Here is a 22,918-nt window from a genome sequence, read left to right on the forward strand (position 1 = left end):
TTCGACCTTACTCGGGCAGCGGAGCGGAGCCAAGGCAGTCTTTGCTAGAATTCGCCGCCAGTCATCGCGGTGAGAGAGAACCATGAGCGAACCCATTCGTTTGACCCAGTACAGCCATGGCGCCGGTTGCGGCTGCAAGATTTCGCCGAAGGTGCTCGAAGTGATCCTCGCTGGCAGCGGCGCGCAAAATATCGATCCCAAGCTCTGGGTCGGCAATGCCTCGCGCGATGATGCGGCGGTCTACGCGATCGATGAGGAGCGTGGCGTGGTTTCCACCACCGATTTCTTCATGCCGATCGTCGACGACCCCTACGACTTCGGCCGTATCGCTGCCACCAATGCCATCAGTGATATCTACGCCATGGGCGGCGACCCACTGATGGCCATTGCCATCCTCGGCTGGCCGGTCAATGTGCTGGCCCCCGAAGTGGCCCGTGAGGTGATCCGCGGCGGGCGCGCGGTGTGCGACAAGGCCGGAATCCCGCTGGCGGGCGGGCATTCGATCGATGCGCCGGAGCCGATTTTCGGCCTTGCCGTGACTGGTCTGGTGAGCAAGGTCAACATGAAGCGCAACGACACCGCTACGGTTGGCTGCAGGCTTTACCTGACCAAACCGCTGGGTATCGGCATCCTCACCACGGCGGAGAAGAAAGCCAAGCTGCGTGATGCGGACGTTGGCCTGGCGCGTGACTGGATGTGCACCCTGAACAAGCCCGGCAGCCGCTTCGGCAAGCTCGCCGGTGTGCACGCGATGACCGACGTGACCGGCTTCGGCCTGCTCGGCCACCTGGTGGAAATGGCCGATGGCAGTGACCTCAGTGCTCGTGTCGAGTTCGCTCGTGTGCCGCGTCTGGACAGTGTCGAGCATTACCTGGAGCAGGGCTGCGTGCCGGGCGGCACCTTGCGCAACTTTGACAGTTACGGCGACAAGATCGCGCCACTGCCGGAGCTGGCCAAGCTGCTGCTGTGCGACCCGCAGACCAGCGGTGGCCTGCTGATTGCGGTGGCGCCGGAGGGCGAGGCCGAGTTTTTATCCGTGGCCGCCGAGCTGGGGCTGGAGCTGGCGCCTATTGGCGAGATGGTCGAGCGACAGCGCTACGCGGTCGAGGTGCTTTGATGCGCGACAACTGCACCGACTACCGCGATCTGTTCCTGCACGACCGACCGATGATGGATGCCCGTGCGCCCGTGGAGTTCGTCAAGGGCGCCTTTCCGGGCGTAGTCAATCTGCCTTTGATGAACGACATCGAGCGGCAGAAGGTTGGTACCTGCTACAAGCAGCACGGCCAGCAGGCGGCGATCGAACTCGGCCACCAATTGGTCAGCGGTCGCAACAAGACCGAGCGCATCGAGGCTTGGGCGGCTTTTGCCAAGGCCAATCCCGACGGCTATCTGTACTGCTTTCGCGGCGGTCTGCGTTCGCAGATCGTCCAGCAGTGGCTGAAAAGCGAGGCGGGGATCGACTATCCGCGCGTGGTCGGCGGTTACAAGGCCATGCGTAACTTTCTCCTGCATACCACCGAACAGGCCGTGCAGGAGTGCGATTTCGTGCTGGTCGGCGGCATGACCGGCACCGGCAAGACCGAGGTCCTCGGTCAGCTGGACAATGCCGTGGACCTGGAGGCTCATGCCAATCACCGTGGCTCGAGTTTCGGCAAGCGTGCCAATGGTCAGCCGGCTCAGATCGACTTCGAGAACGCTCTGTCCATTGATTTCCTCAAGCGGCGTGCCTCGGGCCATCAGCAGTTCGTGCTGGAGGACGAGGCGCGTCTGATTGGTCGCTGCTCGCTACCGTTGCCGCTGTACCAGGCGATGCAGCACCATCCCTTGGTATGGCTGGAAGACAGCGTGGCCAATCGCGTGGAGCGCATTCTGCAGGCCTACGTGGTCGAGCTGTGTGACGAGTTCGTTGCGGCTCTGGGCGCGGAGGAGGGCTTCACGGCATTCGCTGCACGCCTGCGCGAAAGCCTGGGCAACATCACCCGTCGCCTCGGTGGTGAGCGTTACCAGCGGCTGGCCGCGATCATGGACCAAGCGCTACAGGAACAGCAGGTCGACGGTCAGGTAGATACCCATCGTGGCTGGATAGAAGCCTTGCTGGTGGAGTACTACGATCCTATGTACGTGTTCCAGCGCGAAAGCAAATCCGGGCGTATAGAGTTCGCCGGCGAGCAGCAGGCTGTGGTGGAATACCTGCGCAAGCGAAACGGCGGGTGAGCCGGGCACTTTCGCTCTGCCATAGCGTCATAGACTGGGCCAACCCGTAGTCCCTATCCATCCGAGGAGTGTGGTCGATGAAACACTGGATCTGTTTGCCGCTGCTTGCGGTGGCGCTTACCGGCTGCGCCGGCAAGACCGTTTACCGCGAGACTTGCGCCAATCAGCTGGATGCCGCCTGGAAAGAGCTGAGCATCGCCGAGGCCGAAGGTTTCGCCGGTACCGTGAGTTATTCCAAGGCGCTCTCGCTGCTCACTGCTGCCAAGACCCAGCAGCAGTTCGAAGCCTATGCAGGTTGTGTCAGCAAGGCCGAGCGAGCGCGTTTCTACATCCGTGAATCGCGAGCTGGGCGCTGATGCGACTCGATTTCGCTGATCTGAGCCCGCTCGAGGCTTATCGCTGGCTGGCTTCCAGCGTCACTCCGCGTCCCATTGCCTGGGTCTCGACCCGTTCGGCCGACGGCGTAGCCAATCTTGCGCCGTTCAGTTTCTTTCAGGTGATCAGTGACAACCCGCCGACCTTGCTGGTCAACGTCAATACCCGCGACGATGGCAGCCTCAAGGACAGCCTGCGCAATGCCCAAGCCAGCGGCGAGCTGGCAATTCAATTGGTCAGCTTCGCTCAGGCCGAGGCGATGAATGCCAGTGCCGCGATCCTGCCTCACCAGGTCAGCGAGTTCGCCCACTGCGCCATCGCCAGCCAGCCCTGCGAGCGCATCGACGTGCCGCGTGTCGTCGGCGCACCGGTAACCTTCGAGTGCCGCGTGGCGCAGATCCTGCCCTACCCGGCGCAGCAGCCGAATTGCCACCTGATTTTCGCCGAGATCTTGCTGGCACATATCGATGACGAGGTGCTCAGCGAGCAGGGGCGTCTCGACCCGCTCAAGCTCGATCTGGTCGGGCGCCTGGGTAGCAGTGCCTATTGCCGCACGCGGGACCTGTTCCAGATGCAACGTCCCTGAACCCGTTCTGAAAACGACGTCCAGTTAACTTTTCCGGCCATCTCGCCGTCTGCTGGCTTGTCGCCAGTAGCCTTGCACTCCTATGTTCCAGAATTCGGGGCTGGCTGCGGTAGGCAGGGGGTTGTCATGGGTGGCTCATTGGGTAGGCGGTTGGCCAGTCTGAGTACGGCCAGCAAGTTGATGCTGGGTTTCGCTCTGGTATTGATTCTGACCGCTCTGGTAGCCGCAACCGGCCTGCTGGCGTTGCGAGAGGTCAGTGCCGGCGCCGAGTTGCAGCAGCGCATGAGTGCCCTTGGCGAGCAGGTGCTGCGTATGCGACAGAGCGAACAGGCGTTTGCCCTGAGTGGCGACAAGCAGCATGCCGAGCGCCTGGGGCAGCAGGCCGAGGCCATCCTCCAGGCCGGCCAGGCCCTGCAGGCCGAGCTGGATAGTGACACTGCCGCGGTCATGGCGCAGGTCGAGCCTGCACTGGCCGACTATCGCAGTGCCTTCGACCGCTACGTTGAACTCACCGACAACATGCAGCTGTCGCTGCAGGCCGCCGACTGGCTGGTGGTCAGCGCTGCCAATAGCCTGGATCTGCTGCAGGAAGGACTGTCCGAAGACGGCGTCGACCTGCTCAAGAGTTCCCAGGGCGAGCAGGGCGGCGATTCGGTATTGCAGGCCGGCAAGGTCGGCAAGATCCATCAGTTGCTGCTGCAGGCACTGGATCAGGCGCGCCAGCGTCTGGAGGCCAGCCGCCGCGGCGATGGCGAAGAACAGAGCGAAATTGCCCAGGCCGGCGAGGCACAGGCCCTGGCTGCCGAGTTACGTGATGAGTTGAATGATCCCGGCTATGCCGCAGTGCTCGGCGAGGTGGTGGTCAACGTCGACTCCTTCAACGAGCGGCTCAAGGAATATGCCGATCAGTTGCAGCAACAAAAACAGGTTTATGGGCAGTTGGTCGCTCAGATCGAACAACTGCTGCAGCGTGTCGATCTGGCTCTGGATACCCAGCGCCAGGCCATACATGCCGAGCGCCAGGCCAGCAGTGGCCTGATCATTGCGGCAGCGGCGCTGGCGCTGCTGTTCGGTCTTGGCGCGGCGATCATGATCAGTCTGGCCATCGTGCGGCCGCTGAAGCGGGTGATCGGCCTGGCCGAATCCATCGCCGCTGGCGACCTCAGTGTGCGCATCGAGCAGGACCGTGGTGACGAAGTCGGCCAACTGCTCGCGGCCATGCAGCGTATGGCGGGCAACCTGCGGGAGATGGTCGGCCGTCTGCAGGGCGGCGTGGCGCAGATATCCAGTTCTGCCCAGACGCTCTCGGCGACCGCCGAACAGACGCGTCAGGGGGTCAACGGCCAGAAGCTTGAAACCGATCAGGTCGCCACCGCGATGAGCGAGATGACCGCCACGGTGCATGAGGTCGCACGCAATGCCGAAGCGGCAGCTGCTTCCACCGAACAGGCTGACCAGCGTGTCGGGGCGGGCAGTCAGGTGGTGCGTCAGACCCTGCAACGCATCGAGCAGTTGGCTCGTGCGATGGAAGCGACCACTGAGAGCATCCAGCGCCTGAGCCAGGATACCCAGCGCATCGATGCAGTGCTCGATGTGATCAAGAGTGTTGCCGAGCAGACCAACCTGCTGGCGCTCAACGCAGCCATTGAGGCAGCGCGCGCCGGCGAACAGGGGCGCGGTTTCGCGGTGGTCGCCGATGAGGTGCGCGCCCTGGCCAAGCGTACCCAGCAGTCCACAGCAGAAATTGAATCGTTGATCGCCGCCTTGCGAGAGGGCAGTCGCCGCGCCGTGACCGATATGGAGCAGAGCGCCAGCCTGGTCAGCCTCACTGTTGGCGATGCCAACCAGACCGAGGGTGCGCTGGCAGCCATTGCCGAGGCGGTTAGTCTGATCTCGGAGATGAACCAGCAGATCGCCGCCGCGGCCGAGCAGCAAACTGCCGTGGCCGAGGAAATCAGCCGTAGCGTCACCTCGATCCGCGATATCGCCGATCAGTCGGCTACGGCAATGGACGAAACCGCCGCGTCGAGCATTCAGCTGGCCGAGCTGGGGCGCGAGTTGCAGGGCATGGCGGGGCAGTTTCGACTGGCATAGCGGTCGGTCTCACAGTTTCGTGAGCAAAAATGTCATGGCGCTATGCCGCTTGCCAGCGTCCCAGTAGCATCGTCGTTCTGCATAAGGAGCGAACGATGCGAAGCAAACTCGATGCCTGTCTGGATTCGGTCAATCAGGTGTTGCTGGGCAAGGAGGCGCAGGTGCGCCTGGCACTGACCTGCCTGTTGGCGCGTGGTCACCTGCTGATCGAAGACCTGCCAGGCATGGGCAAGACTACCCTCAGCCATGCCCTGGCACGTGTGCTGGGGCTGAGCTTCCAGCGTATCCAGTTCACGTCCGACCTGTTGCCCGGCGATATTCTCGGCACCTCGGTGTTCGACAAGGACAGTGGCCAGTTCGTCTTTCATCCCGGGCCGATCTTCGCTGAGCTGGTGCTCGCAGACGAGATCAACCGCGCCACGCCGAAGAGCCAGAGCGCGCTGCTCGAAGCCATGGAAGAAGGTCAGGTGACCATCGAGGGTGCGACCCGGCCGCTGCCCGATCCATTTTTCGTCATCGCCACGCAGAACCCTGTCAGCAGCGGCGGCACCTTCGCCTTGCCTGAGTCCCAACTCGACCGCTTTCTCATGCGCCTGTCGCTGGGCTATCCGGCCCAAGCCGCAGAGCGCGCCTTGCTCCTGGGCGACGCCCGGCGCGACCTGCTACCGCGTATCGAGCCGATTCTCGATCATGCCGAGCTGGCGCGCCTGCAGGCGGAAGTGCCCAAGGTGCGTGCCAGCGATGCGTTGGTCGACTATGTGCTGCGTCTGGTCGAGGCGACACGCAGCCAGCCTCAGTTCGCCTGGGGGCTTTCGCCACGCGCCAGCCTGGCTTTGCTGGCCGCGGCCAGGGCCTGGGCACTGTTGGCCGAGCGTGATTACGTGATCCCCGAAGATGTACAGGCGGTGCTGCCATCGGTGGTTGGTCATCGCTTGCGCGAGCGCGCTGATCCCACCGGGCACGGTGGCGGTGGCCTGGTGCAATGGTTGCTGCGCGAAGTGCCGGCACTCTGATGCGCGCAGCGCTGAAACCGCTTTGGCGGCGTTGGCTGGCCAGGCGTATTCCGCCGGCAGCCAGCGTGCGCCTGAATCAGCGGCGCATCTTCATTCTGCCCAGCCGGGTAGGCGGCGCGTTTGCCGTGGCGCTGCTGCTGATGCTGCTGGTGGGCATCAATTACCAGAACAGCCTGGCCTATGGCCTGACCTTTCTGCTGATGTCGGTGTTCGTCGTGACCATCCTGCATACCTACCGCAACCTGGCCGGGCTGGTGCTCAAGGCGGGCGGTGGCGGGGCGGTGTTCGTTGGCGAGCAGGCACGTTTTCGAGTACGCCTGGAAAGCCGCGAGCGTGAGCATCAGGCCATCGCACTGGGCTGGCCACCGGCCGAGCTGGTAGTGCGCGATGTGTCGCATGAAGGCCAGACCGAGGTGGACCTGAATCTCCCCGCCACGCGGCGAGGCTGGCTGCGCCCCGAGCGCCTGCGGGTGGAAAGTCGCTTCCCGCTGGGGTTGCTGGTGGCCTGGAGCTGGGTCGACCTGGACCAGGCAGTACTGGTTTATCCGCGGCCGCTGGAAGGCGATTTGCCGTTGTCGGCGGGCCTGGGCGACGAGGAGGAAGAAGAGGGCATGCGTGCCCGTGGCCAGGGCGCCGACGATTTTCAGGGGCTGCGCGAATATCAGCCGGGTGACTCGAAGCGGCGTCTGGACTGGAAGGCTTACTCGCGTGGCCAGGGCCTGTTGGTCAAGGACTTCGCCATGCTCAGTGGGCGTGATCTATGGCTGGACTTCGACAGCCTGGCTGGCGACAGTGAAATGCGCCTGGCGCTGCTCTGCCACTGGGTGCTGCAATTTTCCGAGCGGCAGCAGGCATTCGGTCTGCAACTACCGGGACAGGTGATCGCCCCGGATTACGGTGATGGCCATCGCGATGCCTGCCTGCGTGCCCTGGCGCTGTTTGGGGCGCACTCATGAGTAGTCTGCCTGGGATTCCGCGGGTCGCCCTGATCTGGCTGCTGGTCGCACAGGTGCTGGTGATCCTGCCGCACTTGGTTCACCTGCCGCTGTGGATGATCGCCCTGTGGCTGGTTGCAGCCGGTTGGCGCGTGCAGATCTTCCGCATGCGCGCGCGCTACCCCAACGGCTGGGCCAAGGGCGGCTTGGTGCTGTTGGTATTGGCCGGTATTCTGCTGTCGCGCGGCACCTTGGTGGGGCTGGATGCGGCAGCGGTGCTGCTGATCGCCACCTTCACCCTCAAGTTGCTGGAAATGCGCACGCGGCGTGATGCGCTGGTGGTGATCTTCCTCGGTTTCTTCTGCGTGGTGACCGCCTATCTGTTCGAGGACGGCATTCTGACCGCGCTCTACAGCCTGTTGCCGGTCACGGCGCTGCTGGCGGCGCTGGTCGGTCTGCAGCACAGTGGTTTCGCCGAGCGTCCCTGGCCGACCCTGCGCCTGGCAGGTGGCCTGATGCTGCAGGCGATGCCGCTGATGGTGCTGCTCTTCGTGTTCTTTCCGCGCATGGGACCGTTGTGGTCGCTGCCGCTACCGAGTGACAAGGGCGTCACCGGTCTGTCGGACAACATGGAACCAGCCGATATCGCCGAGTTGAGCCGTTCTTCGGCACTGGCGTTTCGCGCCAGTTTCGAGGGCGAAGTGCCGCCGCGCGCACAACTGTACTGGCGGGCGTTGACCCTTGAGCGTTTCGATGGGCGGCGCTGGTCGCAGTCCAATTACGCCGATGTCCCCGTCGCACCGCAGTGGAGCAAGGTCGGAGAGCCGCTCGACTACAGCATCATCATGCAGCCCAGCGGCAAACGCTGGCTGTTCGCCCTCGACGTTGGCGAAATGGCCCAGGAAAGTGGACGCATGATGAGCGACTTCCGTTGGCAGCGGCTGCGTCCGGTGGATCGGCCCTTGCTTTACCAGGTGCGCTCCTGGCCACAGGCCACGCGTGAAGGACAGAGCGAGCCGCCTGGCGTGCGCCAGGCGTTGCAGTTGCCCGAGCAGGGTGATCCGCGCAGTCGTGCCTGGGCGGCCGAGCTGAAGGCGCAGTACCCGCAGGGCGAGGCGCTGGTAGCGGCCGTGCTGCAGCATTTCAATCGCGAACCCTACGTCTATACCTTGCATCCTCAGCCTCTGGGACGGGACAGTATCGACGATTTCCTGTTCAACACCCGGCGCGGCTTCTGTGCGCACTATGCCGGCGCGATGACCTTCGTGCTGCGCGCGGCAGGTATTCCTGCACGAGTCGTCGCTGGTTACCAAGGCGGCGAACTCAACCCCAGCGGCAACTACATCCAGGTACGCCAGTTCGATGCCCATGCCTGGGTGGAGTACTGGCAACCCGGGCAGGGCTGGCGTAGCGTCGATCCCACCTTCCAGGTCGCGCCAGAGCGCATCGAGCGCGGCCTGGAAGAGGCCTTGAGCGAAGAGGATGGCTTTCTCGATGACCAGCCGTTCTCGCCGCTGCGTTATCGTGAAAAGGCCTGGCTCAATCAGTTGCGCATGAGCTGGGAGAATCTGAATTACGACTGGCAGCGCTGGGTGCTGGGCTATCAGGGCGAGCAGCAATTGCAACTATTGCAGAACTGGTTCGGTAGCCTCGACTGGCAGCGCCTGGCCCTGGCCCTGGCTTTGGTGGGTACGGGTGGTGTGTTGTTAGGGCTGCTGGCGCTGTGGTTGCTCAAGCCCTGGCAACAACGTTCCGATCCGCAGCGCCAGGTGTTTCGCAAGTTCGAACGTCTGCTGGCACGGCATGAGATGCGGCGAGAAGCCGGCGAGGGGCCGCGCTCCTTCGCTTTGCGTGCTGCACGGCAATTACCTGAGCAAGCGGCGCAGATCGAGGCGTTCGCCCGTTGCTTCGAGCAGCAGCGTTATGCCGGTGAACCGGTTTCGCCTGCGGCCTTGCAGAGGGCATTGAATGATTTGCGCCGGGCATTGCCCTGGCGCTTGTTGCGTTAGCGACCATTGGTCACTGGTGTGAGGGTATAGCCAGGCTGTTAGCTAGGGCCATCGTCTTCGGAGAGAGCGAGCATGAGCGATTTCATCGAGCACTGCCTGGGCCGCGTTGTGGCTTTGCAGGTGCGTCTGTATGCCTGCCAGGCGCGGCTGGCTGACTGTACCGACCCGGAGGCGCTACACGATCTTCGTATCACTCTGCGGCAGCTACGCAGCCTTTTGCGCCCGTTGCGTGGCCTGCCCGCCGTGGATGCCCTGGAAGAGGGAGCGGCGGTGCTGGGACGGCTCAGCGGACCGCTGCGTGATCGTGAAGTGCTGACGGCTGAGCTGGAGCGCTTGGGGCTGGCGCACCTGGCTCCCATCGATGAGGCGCAGCGGGCCGCTGGCTATGTCGCGCTTGCCTGCAGCGTTGAGCTTGCGGGTTTGATGTTGCTGCTCGACGGCTGGCCGGGCAATTGGCGTGACGCCGCCAGGCAAGGCCAACTGGACAATGTGAAAAAGCGCATCCGCCGTCGCTTGCGCCGCCAGCAAAGGCAATTGGCCCAGGCATTGCGCGATCCTGCGCATGATCGTCATCGCCTGCGGCTGCTGATCAAACGTGTGCGTTACGCTGCTGAAACCTACCCGGCGCAGAGTCGTTTGAGCAAAGCAGCGCAATTGAGGCTCAAGCGTGCACAGAGCGCACTGGGGGACTGGCACGACCACTTGCAATGGCTGGCGCAGGCCGAAATGCTGACTTCCTTGCGCCCCTGTAGGGATATCTGGTTGCAGACTCAGCAAGCGGCTGAGCGCCGTGCCGATGATGCCCTGCTGGCGTTGTACGGAGATTTTCCTGCCGAAGGATAAGGCGACATTTTCGTCGGCTATCTGGCTGTTTAGGCACTTTTACGGGCTATCGTTCAGCCGTCACCATCCCCTAAGATCGTCGCCATCGATGAGTCATGAGGTGCGTATGGTCTTTTCCGAGATGCTTGAAGCGGTGCGTCGCGATCCTGATGCTGTGACGATTCCGCCTGAATGGGGGCAGGGTCGCGCCAGCTTCGGTGGTCTGGTGACTGCGCTGGCGTTCGAGGCGATGCGTGCCAAGGTGCCAGAGGGGCGACCGGTGCGCTCGCTGGCAATTACCTTCGTCGGTCCGGTGGCGCCAGATGTACCGGTCAGTTTCCAGGCCGAAGTGCTGCGTGAAGGCAAGGCCGTCAGCCAGATACTCCTGCGGGCAGTACAGGATGGTCAGGTGGTGACGGTCGTGCAGGGTAGCTTCGGGGCGTCTCGCCCGTCGGCGATCGCCGTGGAGGCACTTGCTGCGCCGCGTGTCCCGCCGGTCGAGCATTGCCAGGAGTTGCCCTACGTACGCAACGTCACGCCTGAGTTCACGCGCTTTCTGGCCATGCGCTGGGGCATCGGCGGCATGCCGTTCACTAATAACCCGTCGCGGCAGATGGGCGGCTGGGTGCGCTTGCGCGAGGAGGGCGAACCGCAGGCGCTTAGCGAAGCCCACGTGCTGGCGCTGGTAGACGCCTGGCCGCCGGCGGTGCTGCCGCATCTGAAAAGCCCGGCGCCGGGCAGCTCGCTGACCTGGACCATCGAGTTCGTCCAGCCGCTGCAACGCCTCAGTACTGAAGACTGGTGCCTTTATCGTGCGGACATTGAGCATGCCCGCGATGGCTACGGTCATGTGGCGGCCGCGATGTGGAGCCCTGCCGGTGAGTTGATTGCCCTGAGTCGGCAGACCGTGACGGTATTTGGCTAGGTAGGCCGCCACTGCTTACCTGCGATTGCGCCAGGCACGCCACCAGCCGCCGCTGAACAAGAAGCGGGGAAAGGTGACGCTCTGTTCCAGCAACTGATGCTTGCAGGCATCTCGCTCGCCACTGAAGGGGGCGGCTGGTTCTGCTCCAGGCGATGAACCTGCGCCTGCAGGCACAGTGCCCCATACAGGCCGATGGCAGCGATAACCAGAGGGACGAAACCCATGTGCCAGAGCCCGATCAATAGCAGTAGCAGCGACAACAGAAACAGCGGTACGGCGATCAGGTGCAGCAACAGGTTGGTCGGATGCCGGTGCTGGTCGGCGTAGTGGCGCCACTGCCAGCTCAGCAGATTGGGATGGCGTTTGCTCATGATGCAGTCCTCGACTCGAGAATCCGAGTCTAGGGCTGTCATTGCCGCACGACGAATTGCTCCTGACTATGGAGCAGATAGGTCCGCGGAGGCTGTTAAAGGCGCAACTGACCGATGGCCTTGTTCAATTCGCCTGCCAGTTGTGCGAGCTGCTGGCTGGTCGCGGCCGATTCGAGGGTTTGGCCGACTGTCTGCTCGGTAACGTCGCGGATGCCGACCACCGAGCGACTCATCTCCTCGGCCACCTGGCTCTGCTGAGTTGCAGCCACGGCAATTTGGGTATTGCTGTCACGCATCATGGCTACGGCAGCAGTGATCGCGGCGAGCGACTCGCCGGCCTCCTGCGCCAGTTGTACACAGTGATTGGCGTTTTCTGAGCTTTCGCGCATGAACTCCACGGCGTCGCGGGTGCCGCCCTGCAGGTTGCCGATCATCTGGGTGATTTCGTCGGTGGAGTCCTGCACGCGCTTGGCCAGGTTGCGCACCTCGTCGGCGACCACGGCAAAGCCACGGCCCATTTCACCGGCGCGGGCTGCTTCGATGGCTGCGTTGAGGGCCAGCAGGTTGGTTTGCTCGGCGATGCCGTGAATCACTCCGACCACGCGGCTGATGTGCTGGCTGTCCTCGGCCAGTCGCTCGATGCTGCCTGCGCTTTGTTGCACACCACGTGACAACGCAGCGATGGACTGTTCGACGCGTCCGACCACCTGCTGACCTGCACGGGCCAGTTGATCGGCGTTCAGCGACTGGTCGCGGGTAGTGCCGGCGTGATCGGCGATATGCTGCACAGTCGCCGACATCTCGTTGATCGCGGTGGCGGCCTGGTCGGTTTCGCTTTGCTGGCTGAGCATGCCCTGGCGCACTGCGCCCATGCGCTCGGCCATGTCGCGGGTACCGCTGTTCAGCTCGCTGGCGACCTGGCCGACGGTGCCGACCACACGCTGGTAGCCGGCCTGCATGGCATTGAACGCTGCGGCCATCTGGCCGACTTCATCGGAGCTCTCCAGCGGTACGCGCAGCGACAGGTCGCCGCTGCGCTCGGCCTGCAGCATGACGTCCTTGAGGGTATTGAGGTGGCTCAGAAGAAAACGGATCAACAATTGCGAGGCGGCCAGCAGCAACAGCATCAGCACCGCGACTGCCAGGGCGTAGGTCAGGGCGTGCTGGGCGAACAGGTCGAGATAACTGGGGGCGCGAGCGCTGACCGCCAGGTTGCGTCCATCGCTGAGTGTGATGCGCTGGGCGCCGATCACGGGCGAAGTGCCGAACCAGGCGTCGTGTTGCAATGCCTGCCAGCCGCTGGCATCGGGTGCGCCTTGAGAATCGGGCAGACTGTTGCCTTGCAGCACCTGGATATTGGCCGCGCTGGGCAGGGTCGCCTGCTGCGGCCACTGTTGCAGCAGACGGGCCTGCTCGGCGGCGGTTTGCCTGGCATCGGCGCTACGGGACTGCTGTTCGGTATGCAGGGCGAACAGCACCAACATCAGGCTGATGACGAAGGCAACGGCGTTGACCGCCCAGAATTTGTACTTGAGAGAAAGGTTGCTGATCCAGGCGCCCATGCTGTTGTTATCCGTCTCGCTGCGTTCACTGTTGGCTATTTGCCAGCAGTATGCCGGGGAAAGCAGTCAGAGTCTTGACGTCAATCAAAACTCTGGTGCTGCTCTCTTTAGTATGGCCGGCATATTGAAGAACGCCCGGGCGCAGGCCGTGGTTTGTGCAGCCAGAGCTTGTTCGCTCTGGCCACGATGCAGCGCTACTTCTCGCAGTACCTCGCCGAGGTAAGCCGGCTCGTTACGCCCGCTCCTGGGCTTTGGCCGCAAGCTGCGCGGCAGCAGGAAGGGGGCGTCGGTCTCCAGCATCAGGCGCTCGCCAGGAATATCCTTGAGCAGCGGGTGCAGGTGCGTGCCACGACGTTCGTCGCAAACCCAGCCGGTGATACCGATATGCAGGTCGAGATCGAGATAGGCATAGAGTGCGCGGCGCTCGCCAGTGAAGCAGTGCACCACCGCAGCGGGCAACTGATCGCGGTAACTACGCAGAATTTCCAGCATGCGTTGGCTGGCTTCGCGTTCGTGGAGAAACACCGGCATCTGCAACTCCACAGCCAGCGCCAGCTGTTCTTCCAGCGCCTTTTCCTGTGCGGGGCGCGGGGAGAAGTCACGATCGAAATCCAGCCCGCACTCTCCGACGGCGCGCACTTGCGGCTGCGCCAACAGAGACTTGAGGGCCGCGCTGCTGGCGCTGTTCCACGTACTGGCATCGTGAGGGTGGACACCAGCGGTGCAGAACAGGCGTTCGCCACTGGTATCCAGCTGTCGGCAAAGTGCGAGGCTGGCCTCGCTTTCGTTCAGACTGGTGCCGGTCAGCACCATCTGGCACACGCCTGCGGCGTAGGCCCGCTCGAGTAGCGCTTCGGCCTGCACGGCGAGGCTGGGGTGGGTGAGATTGACGGCAATATCGATGAGCTGCATGGTGCCACCTGTTGAAAGCGAAAGGGCAGAATAGCAGAAGCCGTCCATTCGTCAGAAAGTCGATTTAAAACAATAACTTGTTCGCCATTTTTAAGGTTGATGCAAGGTTTTGGGGTGGCGCTGTGACGCTTGGCTGTGCCAATCTCCGCGCCCCTGCCAGCTTTGGGAACTTGTTCGGCGGGCGTAAGGTCTGAAGCCGTCTGTCGCGCATCGGCGAGCAGCAGGCCACCAAGAGGCTTCGGCGGCCAACCGCCTTCCCTGGAGAATCGATGTCGCGATTGCTGCTGATCCTGTGTCTGTTGGCCATGCTGCCGCTGCCGGTCAGCGCACGCCTGGCCGGCCCGCCTGAGGTTGGCAGCCAGACTCGCAGTACCCGCGATCTACCGGCGATTCGTAGCAGCGGCGAGTTGCGTGTACTGGTCAATCAGAGCCGCAACAGTTCGGGCTCGGTCAAGGGCCAGAGCATCGGTGTCGAGTACCACCGTCTGCGCGCTTTCGAGCAATACCTCAATCGCAATTCTCGTGACGGTCGCAACCTTACGCTGAAGATCATTCCCAAGGCCAAGGATCAGTTGCTTGGCGCCTTGCAGCGCGGCGAGGGCGATCTGGTCGCGCCCGGCGAGTTGCTCAATGTTCGGACCGGGCACGATGTCAGCGCCAGTACGGCGATTCGCCGTGAAGTACCACTGGTGCTGGTTTCCAAGCAGGGCAACCGACATTACCGCAGCCTCGAGCAGTTGGCGGGGCGTAGCCTGTCCCTGCCGGCAGGCAGCGCTGTGGGGGAGGCGTTGCGCCGTATCAATCAGCAACTCGCCGACCGCAAGCTGCCGCCTATAGTCGTCGAGTGGGTCGATCCCACCCTGGCTGTCGAGGATGTGCTGGAGATGGTCCAGGCCGGTATCTTCGAGCGTACCGCGGTGGAGCTGCCGATCGCCGAGCGCTGGGCCAAGGTGATGCCCAAGCTGCGTGTCGACAGGCATCTGGTCCTGGCGCGTGACGGTGACATGAAGTGGTTCGTGCGTCCTGATGCGCCGATGCTGCGTGCCAGCATCGACCGCTTCTTCAGCAGCTATCAGTCACCGTCCGATCAGGACGCCGCCTTCCAGCGTGTCTATCGCCGCCTGTACAAGGTGCATTCACCGCTGGGACGCGCCGAGCGACAGCGCCTGGAGAAGGTGCGTCCGGTGTTGCAGCAGCATGCCGAGCAGCAGGGCTTCGATTGGCTGATGCTGGCCGCGCTGGCATTCAAGGAGTCGACCTTGAACCCGTCGGCACGTGGCGCCAGCGGCGCAACCGGACTGATGCAGATCACCCCGGCGGCAGCGCGCAGTGTCGGGGTGGGCAGCATTCAGAGCATCAACGACAACGTCCAGGCCAGCAGCAAATACCTGGCGATGATTCGCCGCAATTTCTTCAATAGCCCGCAGCTCAACGAGCGCGAGCGCATGGCCTTCGTGCTGGCGGGCTACAACCTGGGCCCGCAACGGGTGCAGAGTCTGCGTGCCGAGGCGCGCAGGCGGGGCCTGAATCCCAATCAATGGTTCTTTCAGGTCGAACGTGTGGCCATGGAACAGATGGGCATGGGTGTGGTGAGTTATGTGAACGCGGTGAATAAGTACTACCTTGCTTATGACCGTGAACGCTATTTGCTCGAACCGCAGGGACGGCGTCTGACGGCCAAATAGATATCTATTTATTCGATTTTTATAAGCGGTATTTTGCTATTTTTTAATCGAATAAATTGGATATTCTGTGCGCCATCCAACCCACACACCAAAGGAAGCCTTGCAATGAACAATCTGATCAAAAGCATCACCGCCAGCCAAGCCGGCTTGGGTATCACCATCCTGCGCATCATTGCCGGCATCACCTTTGCTGCCCACGGCTCGCAGAAGCTGTTCGGCTGGTTCGGCGGCTACGGGCTGGCGGGTGTCGCGCAATGGATGGAAAGCATTGGCCTGGCTCCCGGCTACCTGATGGCGCTGATGGCCGGTAGCGCCGAGTTCTTTGGTGGTGTGGCACTGATCATCGGCCTGCTGGTACGCCCGGCGGCTGCAGTACTGGCGGTGACCATGCTGGTGGCGATCTTCACCGTGCACCTGGCCAATGGCTTCTTCATGAGCAACAACGGCTACGAGTTCGCCCTGGCGCTGCTGGCCATCAGCGTGGCGCTGGTGTTCGAAGGTGCCGGCAAGCTGTCTGTCGATGGCAAGCTAGCGCGCTGATTCAGCCCGGCAGCAAACGAGAAGGCCCGCCAATGCGGGCCTTCTTGCGTTTGTCTTTAGCGATCAGGCCGTAGCAGCCTGCTCGGCTTTCTTCTCCTGGGCAACCACCTGTTGCGCCAGCTCGATCATCTGTTCACGCATCCAGCGGTTAGCCGGATCCTGGTCGGTGCTTTCATGCCAGTACAGGTGGGTTTCCAGCGTCGGCACGTCGCCGACCGGCAAGGTCACGTGGTGCAGGTTGTGGCGGCGGGCGAAGCGTTCCGGCACGGTCATCACCATATCGGTCTGCTGCATCACGCTGCTGGCCATCAGATAGTGCTGCGAGCGCAGGGCGATCTTGCGCTGAATACCCATTTTGCCCAAGGCCAGATCCACGTAGCCAAGGCCGCTGCGGCGGCTGGAGATGTGGATGTGGGTCAGCGACAGGTATTCGTCGAGGCTGATCTTTTCCTTGGCCAGCGGGTGTCCCTGGCGCATGGCGCAGACGTAGCGATCATCCAGTAGCTTGACGTGGCGAACCTGCGGGTCGGTGTTGAGTGGTGCATCAACGGCAAAATCGAGGCGGCCGGCGGCCAGCTCCTTGGTGGTTTCACGGCGTTTGGCCAGGAAGCTCTCGATGCACACGCTCGGTGCCAGGCGGCGCAGGCGCTGGAACAGCGGCGGCAGAAGAATCTGCTCGGACAGGTCGGTCATGCTGATGCGATAGGTCTTGCCGGCCTGCTGCGGATTGAACGTACGGCTTTCTTGCACGGAGACGCGCAGCAGCTGCAGGGCGTTGCGCACCGGGCCGATGATGTTCTGCGCCATGGGCGTCGGCACCATGCCCTGGGCGGTGCGCACGAACAGCGGATCGTTGAAGGTTTCGCGCAGGCGGGCGAGGGCGTTGGACACCGCCGGCTGGGTAATGCCGACGATCTGTCCGGCACGGGTCAGGTTGGCCTCGGTGTAAATGGCGTCGAAGACGATGAAGAGATTCAGGTCCACCTTGGTCAGGTTCATGCCGGCTGTGCTCCAGGGGCGTCGATATCAGTCGATCATATATCGGTTATGAATGTTCATACACGCTGAAAATAGGTTCGATAAATCTTAAGCGCTGTTCTAGCATCATTTCCACAACCTCTCACCCCTTTGTCACAAAACAGGTAACCCCATGGATTTTGCCTATTCCCCTAAGGTTCAAGAGCTGCGTGAACGTGTCAGCGCCTTCATGGAGGCGCACGTCTATCCGGCTGAAGCGGTGTTCGAGCAGCAAGTGGCCGAAGGTGATCGCTGGCAGCCGACCGCGATCATGGAAGAGCTGAAGAGCAAGGCCAAAGCCGAAGGCCTGTGGAACCTGTTCCTGCCCGAGTCCGACTACGGTGCGGGCCTGACCAATACCGAATACGCGCCACTGGCCGAGATCATGGGCCGCTCGCTGATCGGCCCGGAGCCGTTCAACTGCGCCGCGCCGGACACCGGCAACATGGAGGTGCTGGTGCGCTACGGCAACGAGGCGCAGAAGCAGCAATGGCTGGAGCCGCTGCTGTCTGGCGAGATTCGTTCTGCCTTCGCCATGACCGAGCCAGGCGTGGCCTCCAGCGACGCCACGAACATGCAGGCCAACGCTCGCCGTGAAGGTGACGAGTGGGTGATCAACGGCCGCAAATGGTGGACCTCGGGCGCCTGCGACCCGCGCTGCAAGGTGATGATCTTCATGGGCCTGACCAATCCGGACGCGCCGCGTCACCAACAGCACTCGATGATTCTGGTGCCGATGGATGCCCCGGGCGTCACCGTGTTGCGTCCGCTGCCGGTGTTCGGCTACGACGATGCCCCGCATGGCCATGCCGAAGTGTTGTTCGAGAACGTACGCGTGCCTTACGAGAACGTGCTGCTGGGCGAGGGGCGTGGCTTCGAGATTGCCCAGGGCCGCCTAGGCCCTGGCCGTATCCACCACTGCATGCGCTCGATCGGCATGGCCGAGCGAGCCCTGGAATTGATGTGCAAGCGCGCCGTGAGCCGCACCGCCTTCGGCAAACCACTGGCGCGCCTGGGCGGCAATATCGACCACATCGCCGATTCGCGCATGGAAATCAACCAGGCACGTCTGCTGACGCTGAACGCGGCCTATATGATGGATACCGTCGGCAACAAGATCGCGGCCAGCGAGATTGCCCAGATCAAGGTAGTGGCGCCCAACGTCGCGCTCAAGGTGATCGACCGGGCGATCCAGGTGCATGGCGGTGCCGGTGTTTCCAATGACTTCCCGCTGGCGTACTGGTACGCCATGCAGCGCACCCTGCGTCTGGCTGACGGTCCGGACGAGGTGCACCGTGCGGCCATCGGCAAGTACGAGATCGGCAAGTACGTACCGCGCGAGATGATGAAGGCCAGCCGCTGATTCGGCTGCACGAAAAAAGGCCCGCTTTGCGGGCCTTTTTATGTCTGCAAGGTCAGGGCAAGCTGTCGTCCGAGCGCTGTGCCTGGCCCAGCCAACCGAGGCGCATATGCAGTTGCGCGGCGAAGGTGCGTGCTGCCAGTTCTTCCTGAAAGGTCAGGGTGCGACGCCCGAATCGTACCTGCCAGAGCCGTTGGCCCTGGCGCTCGATGAGTTCTATGCAGACTTCGGGCATCGCTTCTCCTCAGGTCGTGCTGGCCTTGTCTCGCGTCTTCAGCAGCGACAGGAGTACACCGCCGGCCAGCAGCCCCAAGGTTACGCCAAGTGAGAGCAGGGCGGGAACCTTGATCAGGTCGTGCAGGAAGATCTTGCTGCCGATGTACATCAGCACCAGCGCCAGGGCGTACTTCAGGTAGATGAAGCGGTGCATCAGTGCCGCCAGGGCGAAGTACAGGGCGCGCAGGCCGAGAATGGCGAAGATGTTCGAGGTGTAGACGATGAACGGATCCTGCGAAATGGCCAGCACGGCCGGTACGCTGTCCACGGCGAAGACCAGGTCGGCCAGCTCGATCAGCACCAGTGCCAGCAGCAGCGGGGTGGCGTATAGCAACGGCTTGCCGTTGACCTTGTCCTTCAGGCGCACCAGGAACTTGCCTTCGTGCAGGTCGTCGGTGACGCGAATGTGCTTGCGCACGAAGCGGATCACCGGATTCTGCGCCAGATCCGGATGCGACTCTTCGTCACCGCCGCTGCGCAACATCTTGATGCCGCTGAACAGCAGGAAGGCACCGAAGATGTAGAGAATCCAGTCGAACTGCTGCACCAGGGCCGTGCCCAGGCCGATCATGATCGCGCGCAGCACGATCACCCCGAGGATGCCCCAGAACAGTACTCGGTGCTGGTACTTACGTGGGATGTTGAAGTAGCCGAGGATCATCGCCATGACGAAGACGTTGTCCATCGACAGCGATTGTTCCACCAGAAAGCCGGTGTAGTACTCCATCGCCTTGGTACCGCCGAGTTGCCACCAGATCCAGCCGCCGAAAGCGACACCGACGCTGAAGTAACCGGAGTACAGCAACAAGCTTTCGCGCATCTCGATCTCATGCTGATCGCGATGCAGCACGCCGAGGTCGAGTACCAGAAGAGTGATGATCAGTACCAGGAAGGCCAGCCAGAACCAGCCGGGTGTACCGAAGATGGGGGATGTCAAAAAGGCAAGTAGAGCGTCCATGAGCCCTCCCTTATGTCTGCCTGAGTTGAAAGAAAATTCACTCAGTGACTCCGACATCACGGTGAGAAGACTCACCGCCAGAGGGGCCCGGCGTCACGCGGTGCAAAGGCTAACGCCGAGTCGACAGGCTGCCAAGCCCCCTGGAGAGGAATATTTTCTGGCGTCAGTAAACCCAGACTTCGACGCGGCGATTACGGATGCGGCCGTTGTCCTGATCATTGGCCGCCACCGGCAGCTCACTGCCCAGGCCGGTGATTTCACGAAACAGCACGCCTTGCTTGGCAAGCTCGCGTCGTACCGCCATGGCCCGCAGTTTTGACAGCAGTTCGGCGCGCTCGGGGTCGTTCTTCGGGTCGCCGAAACCAACCAGCACCACCTTGTTCTGCAGCTTGTCGTGCTGCTTGAGGTAATCCAGTACGCGCTGCAGGTCACGGTGAGCCTTGTTGTCCAGCGTCGCGCTGCCTTCCTGGAAGCGGAAATTCACTGACAGCCGCTGCGCCTGCTGCGCCAGTTGCCGATAATGCGTCGGCATCTGTGGATCTGTCGCGACCTTCACCGCCTGCACGGTCTGGGCGATGAAGCCGCTGTCGGCGACGATGGCCTGGCCACGAGTGCTGTGGGCGAAGTCGATCAGCGCACGCGCCCAGGGATTGGTCAGCTGTGGGTCGTTGTAGAGAAACAGGCGACGCGCCAGCGGATAATCCTCGGTAGCGATCAGTGTGTTGCTCGGCAGCATGGGCTGCGAATTACCAGCCGCGACGGCGACTGCCTTGGCCTGGCGAATGTAGGGCAGGCCTATGAAACCGATGCCGTTGGGGTCGCGGCTGACCGAGTCGGACAGCTGATTGCTCGACTCGAAGCGTTGCGCACTGGCCGCGAGGGTGCGTCCGCCCGCAGCCAGCACCAACTCCTTGAAGGTGTCATAGGTGCCGGAATTATCGTCGCGAGCATAGGGGCGAACCTTGCCTGGTTTGCCACCCAGTGCTGCCCAGTCGTCGATTTCGCCAGAGAAGAGTTTTGCGATCTGCTCCACGCTCAGTGCAGCGACAGGGTTGGACGGGTGAACGATGATCGCCAGTCCGTCGATGGCTATGACCTGTTCACCCTGTGGGCTGCGTAGATCGCCAAGCGACGCGAGGCTGGCCGCTTCGCTGTCCTTGATCGGTCGCGATGAGGCCGCCAGATGTGCACTGCCATCCTTGAGTGCGGCGAAGCCTGTCCCGGAGCCATGAGCCGCAATTTCGACGACTACCAGGCGGCCGTCCACTTGGCGTGCCAGCACGCGCTGCTCGTTTTCGCGGGCGCCGTCTTCGCTGTGAATGTCCTGCAGGCCTTGCGCCTCGAACAACCCCCTGACCAGTTCCGGAGCCAGCTTGGCACCAATGGTGTTGGAGCCCTGAATACGCAGGACCGGCTGGTTGCCCTCCGATGCGGGCAGAGCGGAGGCGAAGACGGAAAGGGGCAGGGCGTAGCAGATGAAACCGATCAGCAACAGTGACAGGGTACGACCCCAGAGGTCGCGGTCGGCGGACAGCGCGCGCGGCATGCGGCAGGCACCTTCTAGTGAGTGGGACAACGTGCCGCGCAGATTAAGTCAGTCAGGTTGCAGTCTTGTGACGGGGCGCATCATCTGCCTGCGCCTGTGTTTCAGTTCAGCTCAAGCCAGATCGGCGCATGATCGGACGGCTTGTCCATGCCGCGCAGATCGTAGTCGATGCCCGCGTCCTTGAAGCGTGCCTGCAGCGGCTGGCTGGCGAGAATCACGTCAATGCGCAGGCCGCGCTTGGGCTCGTCTTCGAAACCGCGGCTGCGGTAGTCGAACCAGCTGAAGCGATCATTCACCTCGGGGTTGAGGTGGCGGAAGCTGTCCACCAGACCCCAGCTCTTGAGGGTTGCCAGCCATTCGCGTTCTTCCGGCAGGAAGCTGCACTTGCCGGTCTTCAGCCAGCGCAGGCGATTGGGTTCGCCGATACCGATGTCGCAATCCTCGGGACTGATGTTGATGTCGCCCATTACCACCAGTGCCTGCTGCGGGTCGAAACGCTCTACCAGCAACTGCTGCAGATCGGCATAGAAGCGCTGCTTGGCCGGGAATTTAACCGGATGGTCGCGGCTCTCACCTTGAGGAAAATAGCCGTTCATCACGGTGATGGGATTGCCGCTGGCATCGGCGAAGGTGCCGTAGATGAAGCGCCGCTGAGAGTCTTCGCCATCGTCGGGGAAACCCTTGTGCAGGCTCAGCGGCTCTTGGCGAGAGAGCAGGGCGACGCCGTAGTGACCCTTCTGGCCGTGGTAATGCACGTGATAGCCAAGCTGGCGGATCTCGGCTTCCGGGAACTGCTCATCGGCCACCTTGGTTTCCTGCAGGCCAATCACGTCCGGCTGGTGTTTTTCGATCAGGGCTTGCAATTGGTGAGGGCGCGCACGCAGGCCATTGATATTGAAGGAGACGATTTTCATGGGCAGCGGGTCCTGGGCAAAAGGCGATGCTAGCCGATCCTCGGCGCTGACGGCCAGCGCCTGGCAGGTGCCGGGCGGTGGTGCTAAGTTGGCTATACCGCGCCTGACCCACAACCTATAAAAACAGAGGTCCGCCATGCCCCACAACGCCCCAGCAGAAGTGCGCATGCTCGATGGTGGTTACGCCCGTGAGGTTCGTTCACTGCTCTACCATGCCTATCGTCACGAGCCGACCTTCGCCTATCTGTTCGAGGCCGAGCGCCCCGGCTTCGACCAGCGTGTACGGGCAACGATTCGTGAGCTGGTGCAGCAGCATTTCGCCGAGGAACTGCCAGCCATTGGTCTGTTGATCGACGACCGTCTGATCGGCGCAGCACTGATCGCGCCACCGCAACGGCGCCTGGACATCACCGAGAGCTGGGGCTGGCGTTTGCGCATGCTGCTGAGTACCGGCTTCAGCTGCACCAGGCGCTATCTGGAATATCATGATGCAGTGCTTGCCTGTCTGCCGCCAGGTCCCTATCACGTGTTGCCGCTGCTGGGGATTCATCCCGAGTTCCAGGGGCAACACCGCGGCGAGCAGTTGCTTGAGGCGCTACACGACTGGTGCGCGCAGGACAGCGGCTCGCAGGGTGTGGTGCTGGACACCGGCAACGCTCGTTACCTGGAGTTCTACCGGCGTCAGGGCTATGAGGAAGTTGGCGAACTGGCCATCGGACCGGTGGTCGAGCACGTATTCTTCCATCCCAACCCGCAACCGGTGGTCAGAGCCAGCGCCTGAACTCCGGCTGTCTGGCGTAA

General features: G+C 62.6%; 21 protein-coding genes and 1 pseudogene. 14 read left to right on the forward strand and 8 right to left on the reverse strand.

Annotation, left to right across the window (positions count from 1 at the left end):
• Positions 1–82: 82 nt before the first annotated feature.
• The 10 genes from selD to EL191_RS11470 all read left to right on the forward strand — a co-directional run bounded on the left by selD (position 83) and on the right by EL191_RS11470 (position 10,976).
• Positions 83–1,117, forward strand: coding sequence for a selenide, water dikinase SelD (selD, locus tag EL191_RS11425; RefSeq protein ID WP_041979400.1), 1,035 nt, complete (start codon positions 83–85; stop codon positions 1,115–1,117).
• Entirely contained in the window at positions 1,117–2,217 is a 1,101-nt protein-coding gene (gene mnmH, locus EL191_RS11430; RefSeq protein WP_041979398.1) for a tRNA 2-selenouridine(34) synthase MnmH, read from the forward strand. The genes selD and mnmH overlap by 1 nt, the downstream gene beginning before the upstream one ends.
• A 77-nt stretch (positions 2,218–2,294) precedes the next feature.
• On the forward strand, positions 2,295–2,573 hold the full coding sequence (locus EL191_RS11435) for a hypothetical protein (protein ID WP_013715439.1): 279 nt from the start codon (positions 2,295–2,297) through the stop codon (positions 2,571–2,573).
• Complete coding sequence (locus tag EL191_RS11440) at positions 2,573–3,178, forward strand: flavin reductase family protein (RefSeq protein WP_041979395.1); 606 nt, start codon at positions 2,573–2,575, stop codon at positions 3,176–3,178. The genes EL191_RS11435 and EL191_RS11440 overlap by 1 nt, the downstream gene beginning before the upstream one ends.
• A gap of 126 nt (positions 3,179–3,304) precedes the next feature.
• Positions 3,305–5,272 carry a methyl-accepting chemotaxis protein gene (locus EL191_RS11445; protein ID WP_041979394.1) on the forward strand — a complete coding sequence of 656 codons (1,968 nt, stop codon included), beginning with the start codon at positions 3,305–3,307 and terminating at the stop codon, positions 5,270–5,272.
• A gap of 95 nt (positions 5,273–5,367) precedes the next feature.
• A complete protein-coding gene (locus EL191_RS11450; protein WP_041979392.1) occupies positions 5,368–6,285 on the forward strand; it encodes an AAA family ATPase in 918 nt (305 codons plus the stop codon).
• Positions 6,285–7,241 (forward strand): DUF58 domain-containing protein, encoded by a 957-nt coding sequence (locus tag EL191_RS11455; protein ID WP_041979390.1) that lies wholly within the window; start codon positions 6,285–6,287, stop codon positions 7,239–7,241. Before EL191_RS11450 ends, EL191_RS11455 begins: the two co-directional genes overlap by 1 nt.
• Positions 7,238–9,229 (forward strand): transglutaminase TgpA family protein, encoded by a 1,992-nt coding sequence (locus EL191_RS11460; protein WP_041979388.1) that lies wholly within the window; start codon positions 7,238–7,240, stop codon positions 9,227–9,229. Before EL191_RS11455 ends, EL191_RS11460 begins: the two co-directional genes overlap by 4 nt.
• Positions 9,230–9,301: 72 nt before the next feature.
• Positions 9,302–10,072 carry a CHAD domain-containing protein gene (locus EL191_RS11465; RefSeq protein WP_041979386.1) on the forward strand — a complete coding sequence of 257 codons (771 nt, stop codon included), beginning with the start codon at positions 9,302–9,304 and terminating at the stop codon, positions 10,070–10,072.
• Positions 10,073–10,178: 106 nt separating this feature from the next.
• Positions 10,179–10,976 carry an acyl-CoA thioesterase gene (locus EL191_RS11470; RefSeq protein ID WP_041979383.1) on the forward strand — a complete coding sequence of 266 codons (798 nt, stop codon included), beginning with the start codon at positions 10,179–10,181 and terminating at the stop codon, positions 10,974–10,976.
• A 15-nt stretch (positions 10,977–10,991) separates the two neighbouring features.
• Here the strand turns inward: EL191_RS11470 and EL191_RS11475 are convergent.
• The 3 genes and pseudogenes from EL191_RS11475 to EL191_RS11485 form a co-directional block, all read right to left on the reverse strand.
• Positions 10,992–11,347: pseudogene (locus EL191_RS11475) on the reverse strand (Mpo1-like protein).
• A gap of 95 nt (positions 11,348–11,442) precedes the next feature.
• A complete protein-coding gene (locus tag EL191_RS11480; RefSeq protein ID WP_041979378.1) occupies positions 11,443–12,909 on the reverse strand; it encodes a methyl-accepting chemotaxis protein in 1,467 nt (488 codons plus the stop codon).
• An 84-nt stretch (positions 12,910–12,993) separates the two neighbouring features.
• On the reverse strand, positions 12,994–13,821 hold the full coding sequence (locus tag EL191_RS11485) for a TatD family hydrolase (RefSeq protein ID WP_041979376.1): 828 nt from the start codon (positions 13,819–13,821) through the stop codon (positions 12,994–12,996).
• Between the two features lie 269 nt (positions 13,822–14,090).
• On the opposite strand from EL191_RS11485, the gene EL191_RS11490 reads away from it, so the two are divergent.
• Positions 14,091–15,506, forward strand: a complete 1,416-nt coding sequence (locus EL191_RS11490; protein ID WP_013715450.1) for an MltF family protein — start codon at positions 14,091–14,093, stop codon at positions 15,504–15,506.
• A 105-nt stretch (positions 15,507–15,611) separates the two neighbouring features.
• Positions 15,612–16,046, forward strand: coding sequence for a DoxX family protein (locus EL191_RS11495; protein WP_041979374.1), 435 nt, complete (start codon positions 15,612–15,614; stop codon positions 16,044–16,046).
• Positions 16,047–16,109: 63 nt separating this feature from the next.
• Here EL191_RS11495 and EL191_RS11500 read toward each other — a convergent pair whose 3' ends face one another.
• A complete protein-coding gene (locus EL191_RS11500) occupies positions 16,110–17,045 on the reverse strand; it encodes a LysR family transcriptional regulator (protein ID WP_013715452.1) in 936 nt (311 codons plus the stop codon).
• 151 nt (positions 17,046–17,196) lie between these two features.
• Here EL191_RS11500 and EL191_RS11505 point away from each other — a divergent pair, with 151 nt between their 5' ends.
• Positions 17,197–18,426 carry an acyl-CoA dehydrogenase gene (locus EL191_RS11505; protein ID WP_017360829.1) on the forward strand — a complete coding sequence of 410 codons (1,230 nt, stop codon included), beginning with the start codon at positions 17,197–17,199 and terminating at the stop codon, positions 18,424–18,426.
• A 52-nt stretch (positions 18,427–18,478) separates the two neighbouring features.
• On the opposite strand, the gene EL191_RS11510 is transcribed toward EL191_RS11505, so the two are convergent.
• From EL191_RS11510 to xthA, 4 genes are all read right to left on the reverse strand, one after another.
• Positions 18,479–18,658, reverse strand: coding sequence for a hypothetical protein (locus EL191_RS11510; RefSeq protein ID WP_013715454.1), 180 nt, complete (start codon positions 18,656–18,658; stop codon positions 18,479–18,481).
• A 9-nt stretch (positions 18,659–18,667) separates the two neighbouring features.
• Positions 18,668–19,657 carry a TerC family protein gene (locus tag EL191_RS11515; protein ID WP_017360830.1) on the reverse strand — a complete coding sequence of 330 codons (990 nt, stop codon included), beginning with the start codon at positions 19,655–19,657 and terminating at the stop codon, positions 18,668–18,670.
• Positions 19,658–19,820: 163 nt separating this feature from the next.
• The gene (locus EL191_RS11520) at positions 19,821–21,203 is read right to left on the reverse strand and encodes a substrate-binding domain-containing protein (protein WP_041979372.1); all 1,383 of its coding nucleotides are present in this window, start codon (positions 21,201–21,203) and stop codon (positions 19,821–19,823) included.
• Between the two features lie 101 nt (positions 21,204–21,304).
• Entirely contained in the window at positions 21,305–22,117 is an 813-nt protein-coding gene (xthA, locus tag EL191_RS11525; RefSeq protein WP_041979370.1) for an exodeoxyribonuclease III, read from the reverse strand.
• A gap of 136 nt (positions 22,118–22,253) precedes the next feature.
• Between xthA and EL191_RS11530 the strand changes: the two genes are divergently transcribed.
• Positions 22,254–22,898 carry a GNAT family N-acetyltransferase gene (locus EL191_RS11530; RefSeq protein ID WP_017360833.1) on the forward strand — a complete coding sequence of 215 codons (645 nt, stop codon included), beginning with the start codon at positions 22,254–22,256 and terminating at the stop codon, positions 22,896–22,898.
• The last annotated feature ends 20 nt before the right edge of the window (positions 22,899–22,918 follow it).

It is taken from the genome of Pseudomonas mendocina, from assembly GCF_900636545.1.
In the GTDB taxonomy this organism is placed as follows: domain Bacteria; phylum Pseudomonadota; class Gammaproteobacteria; order Pseudomonadales; family Pseudomonadaceae; genus Aquipseudomonas; species Aquipseudomonas mendocina.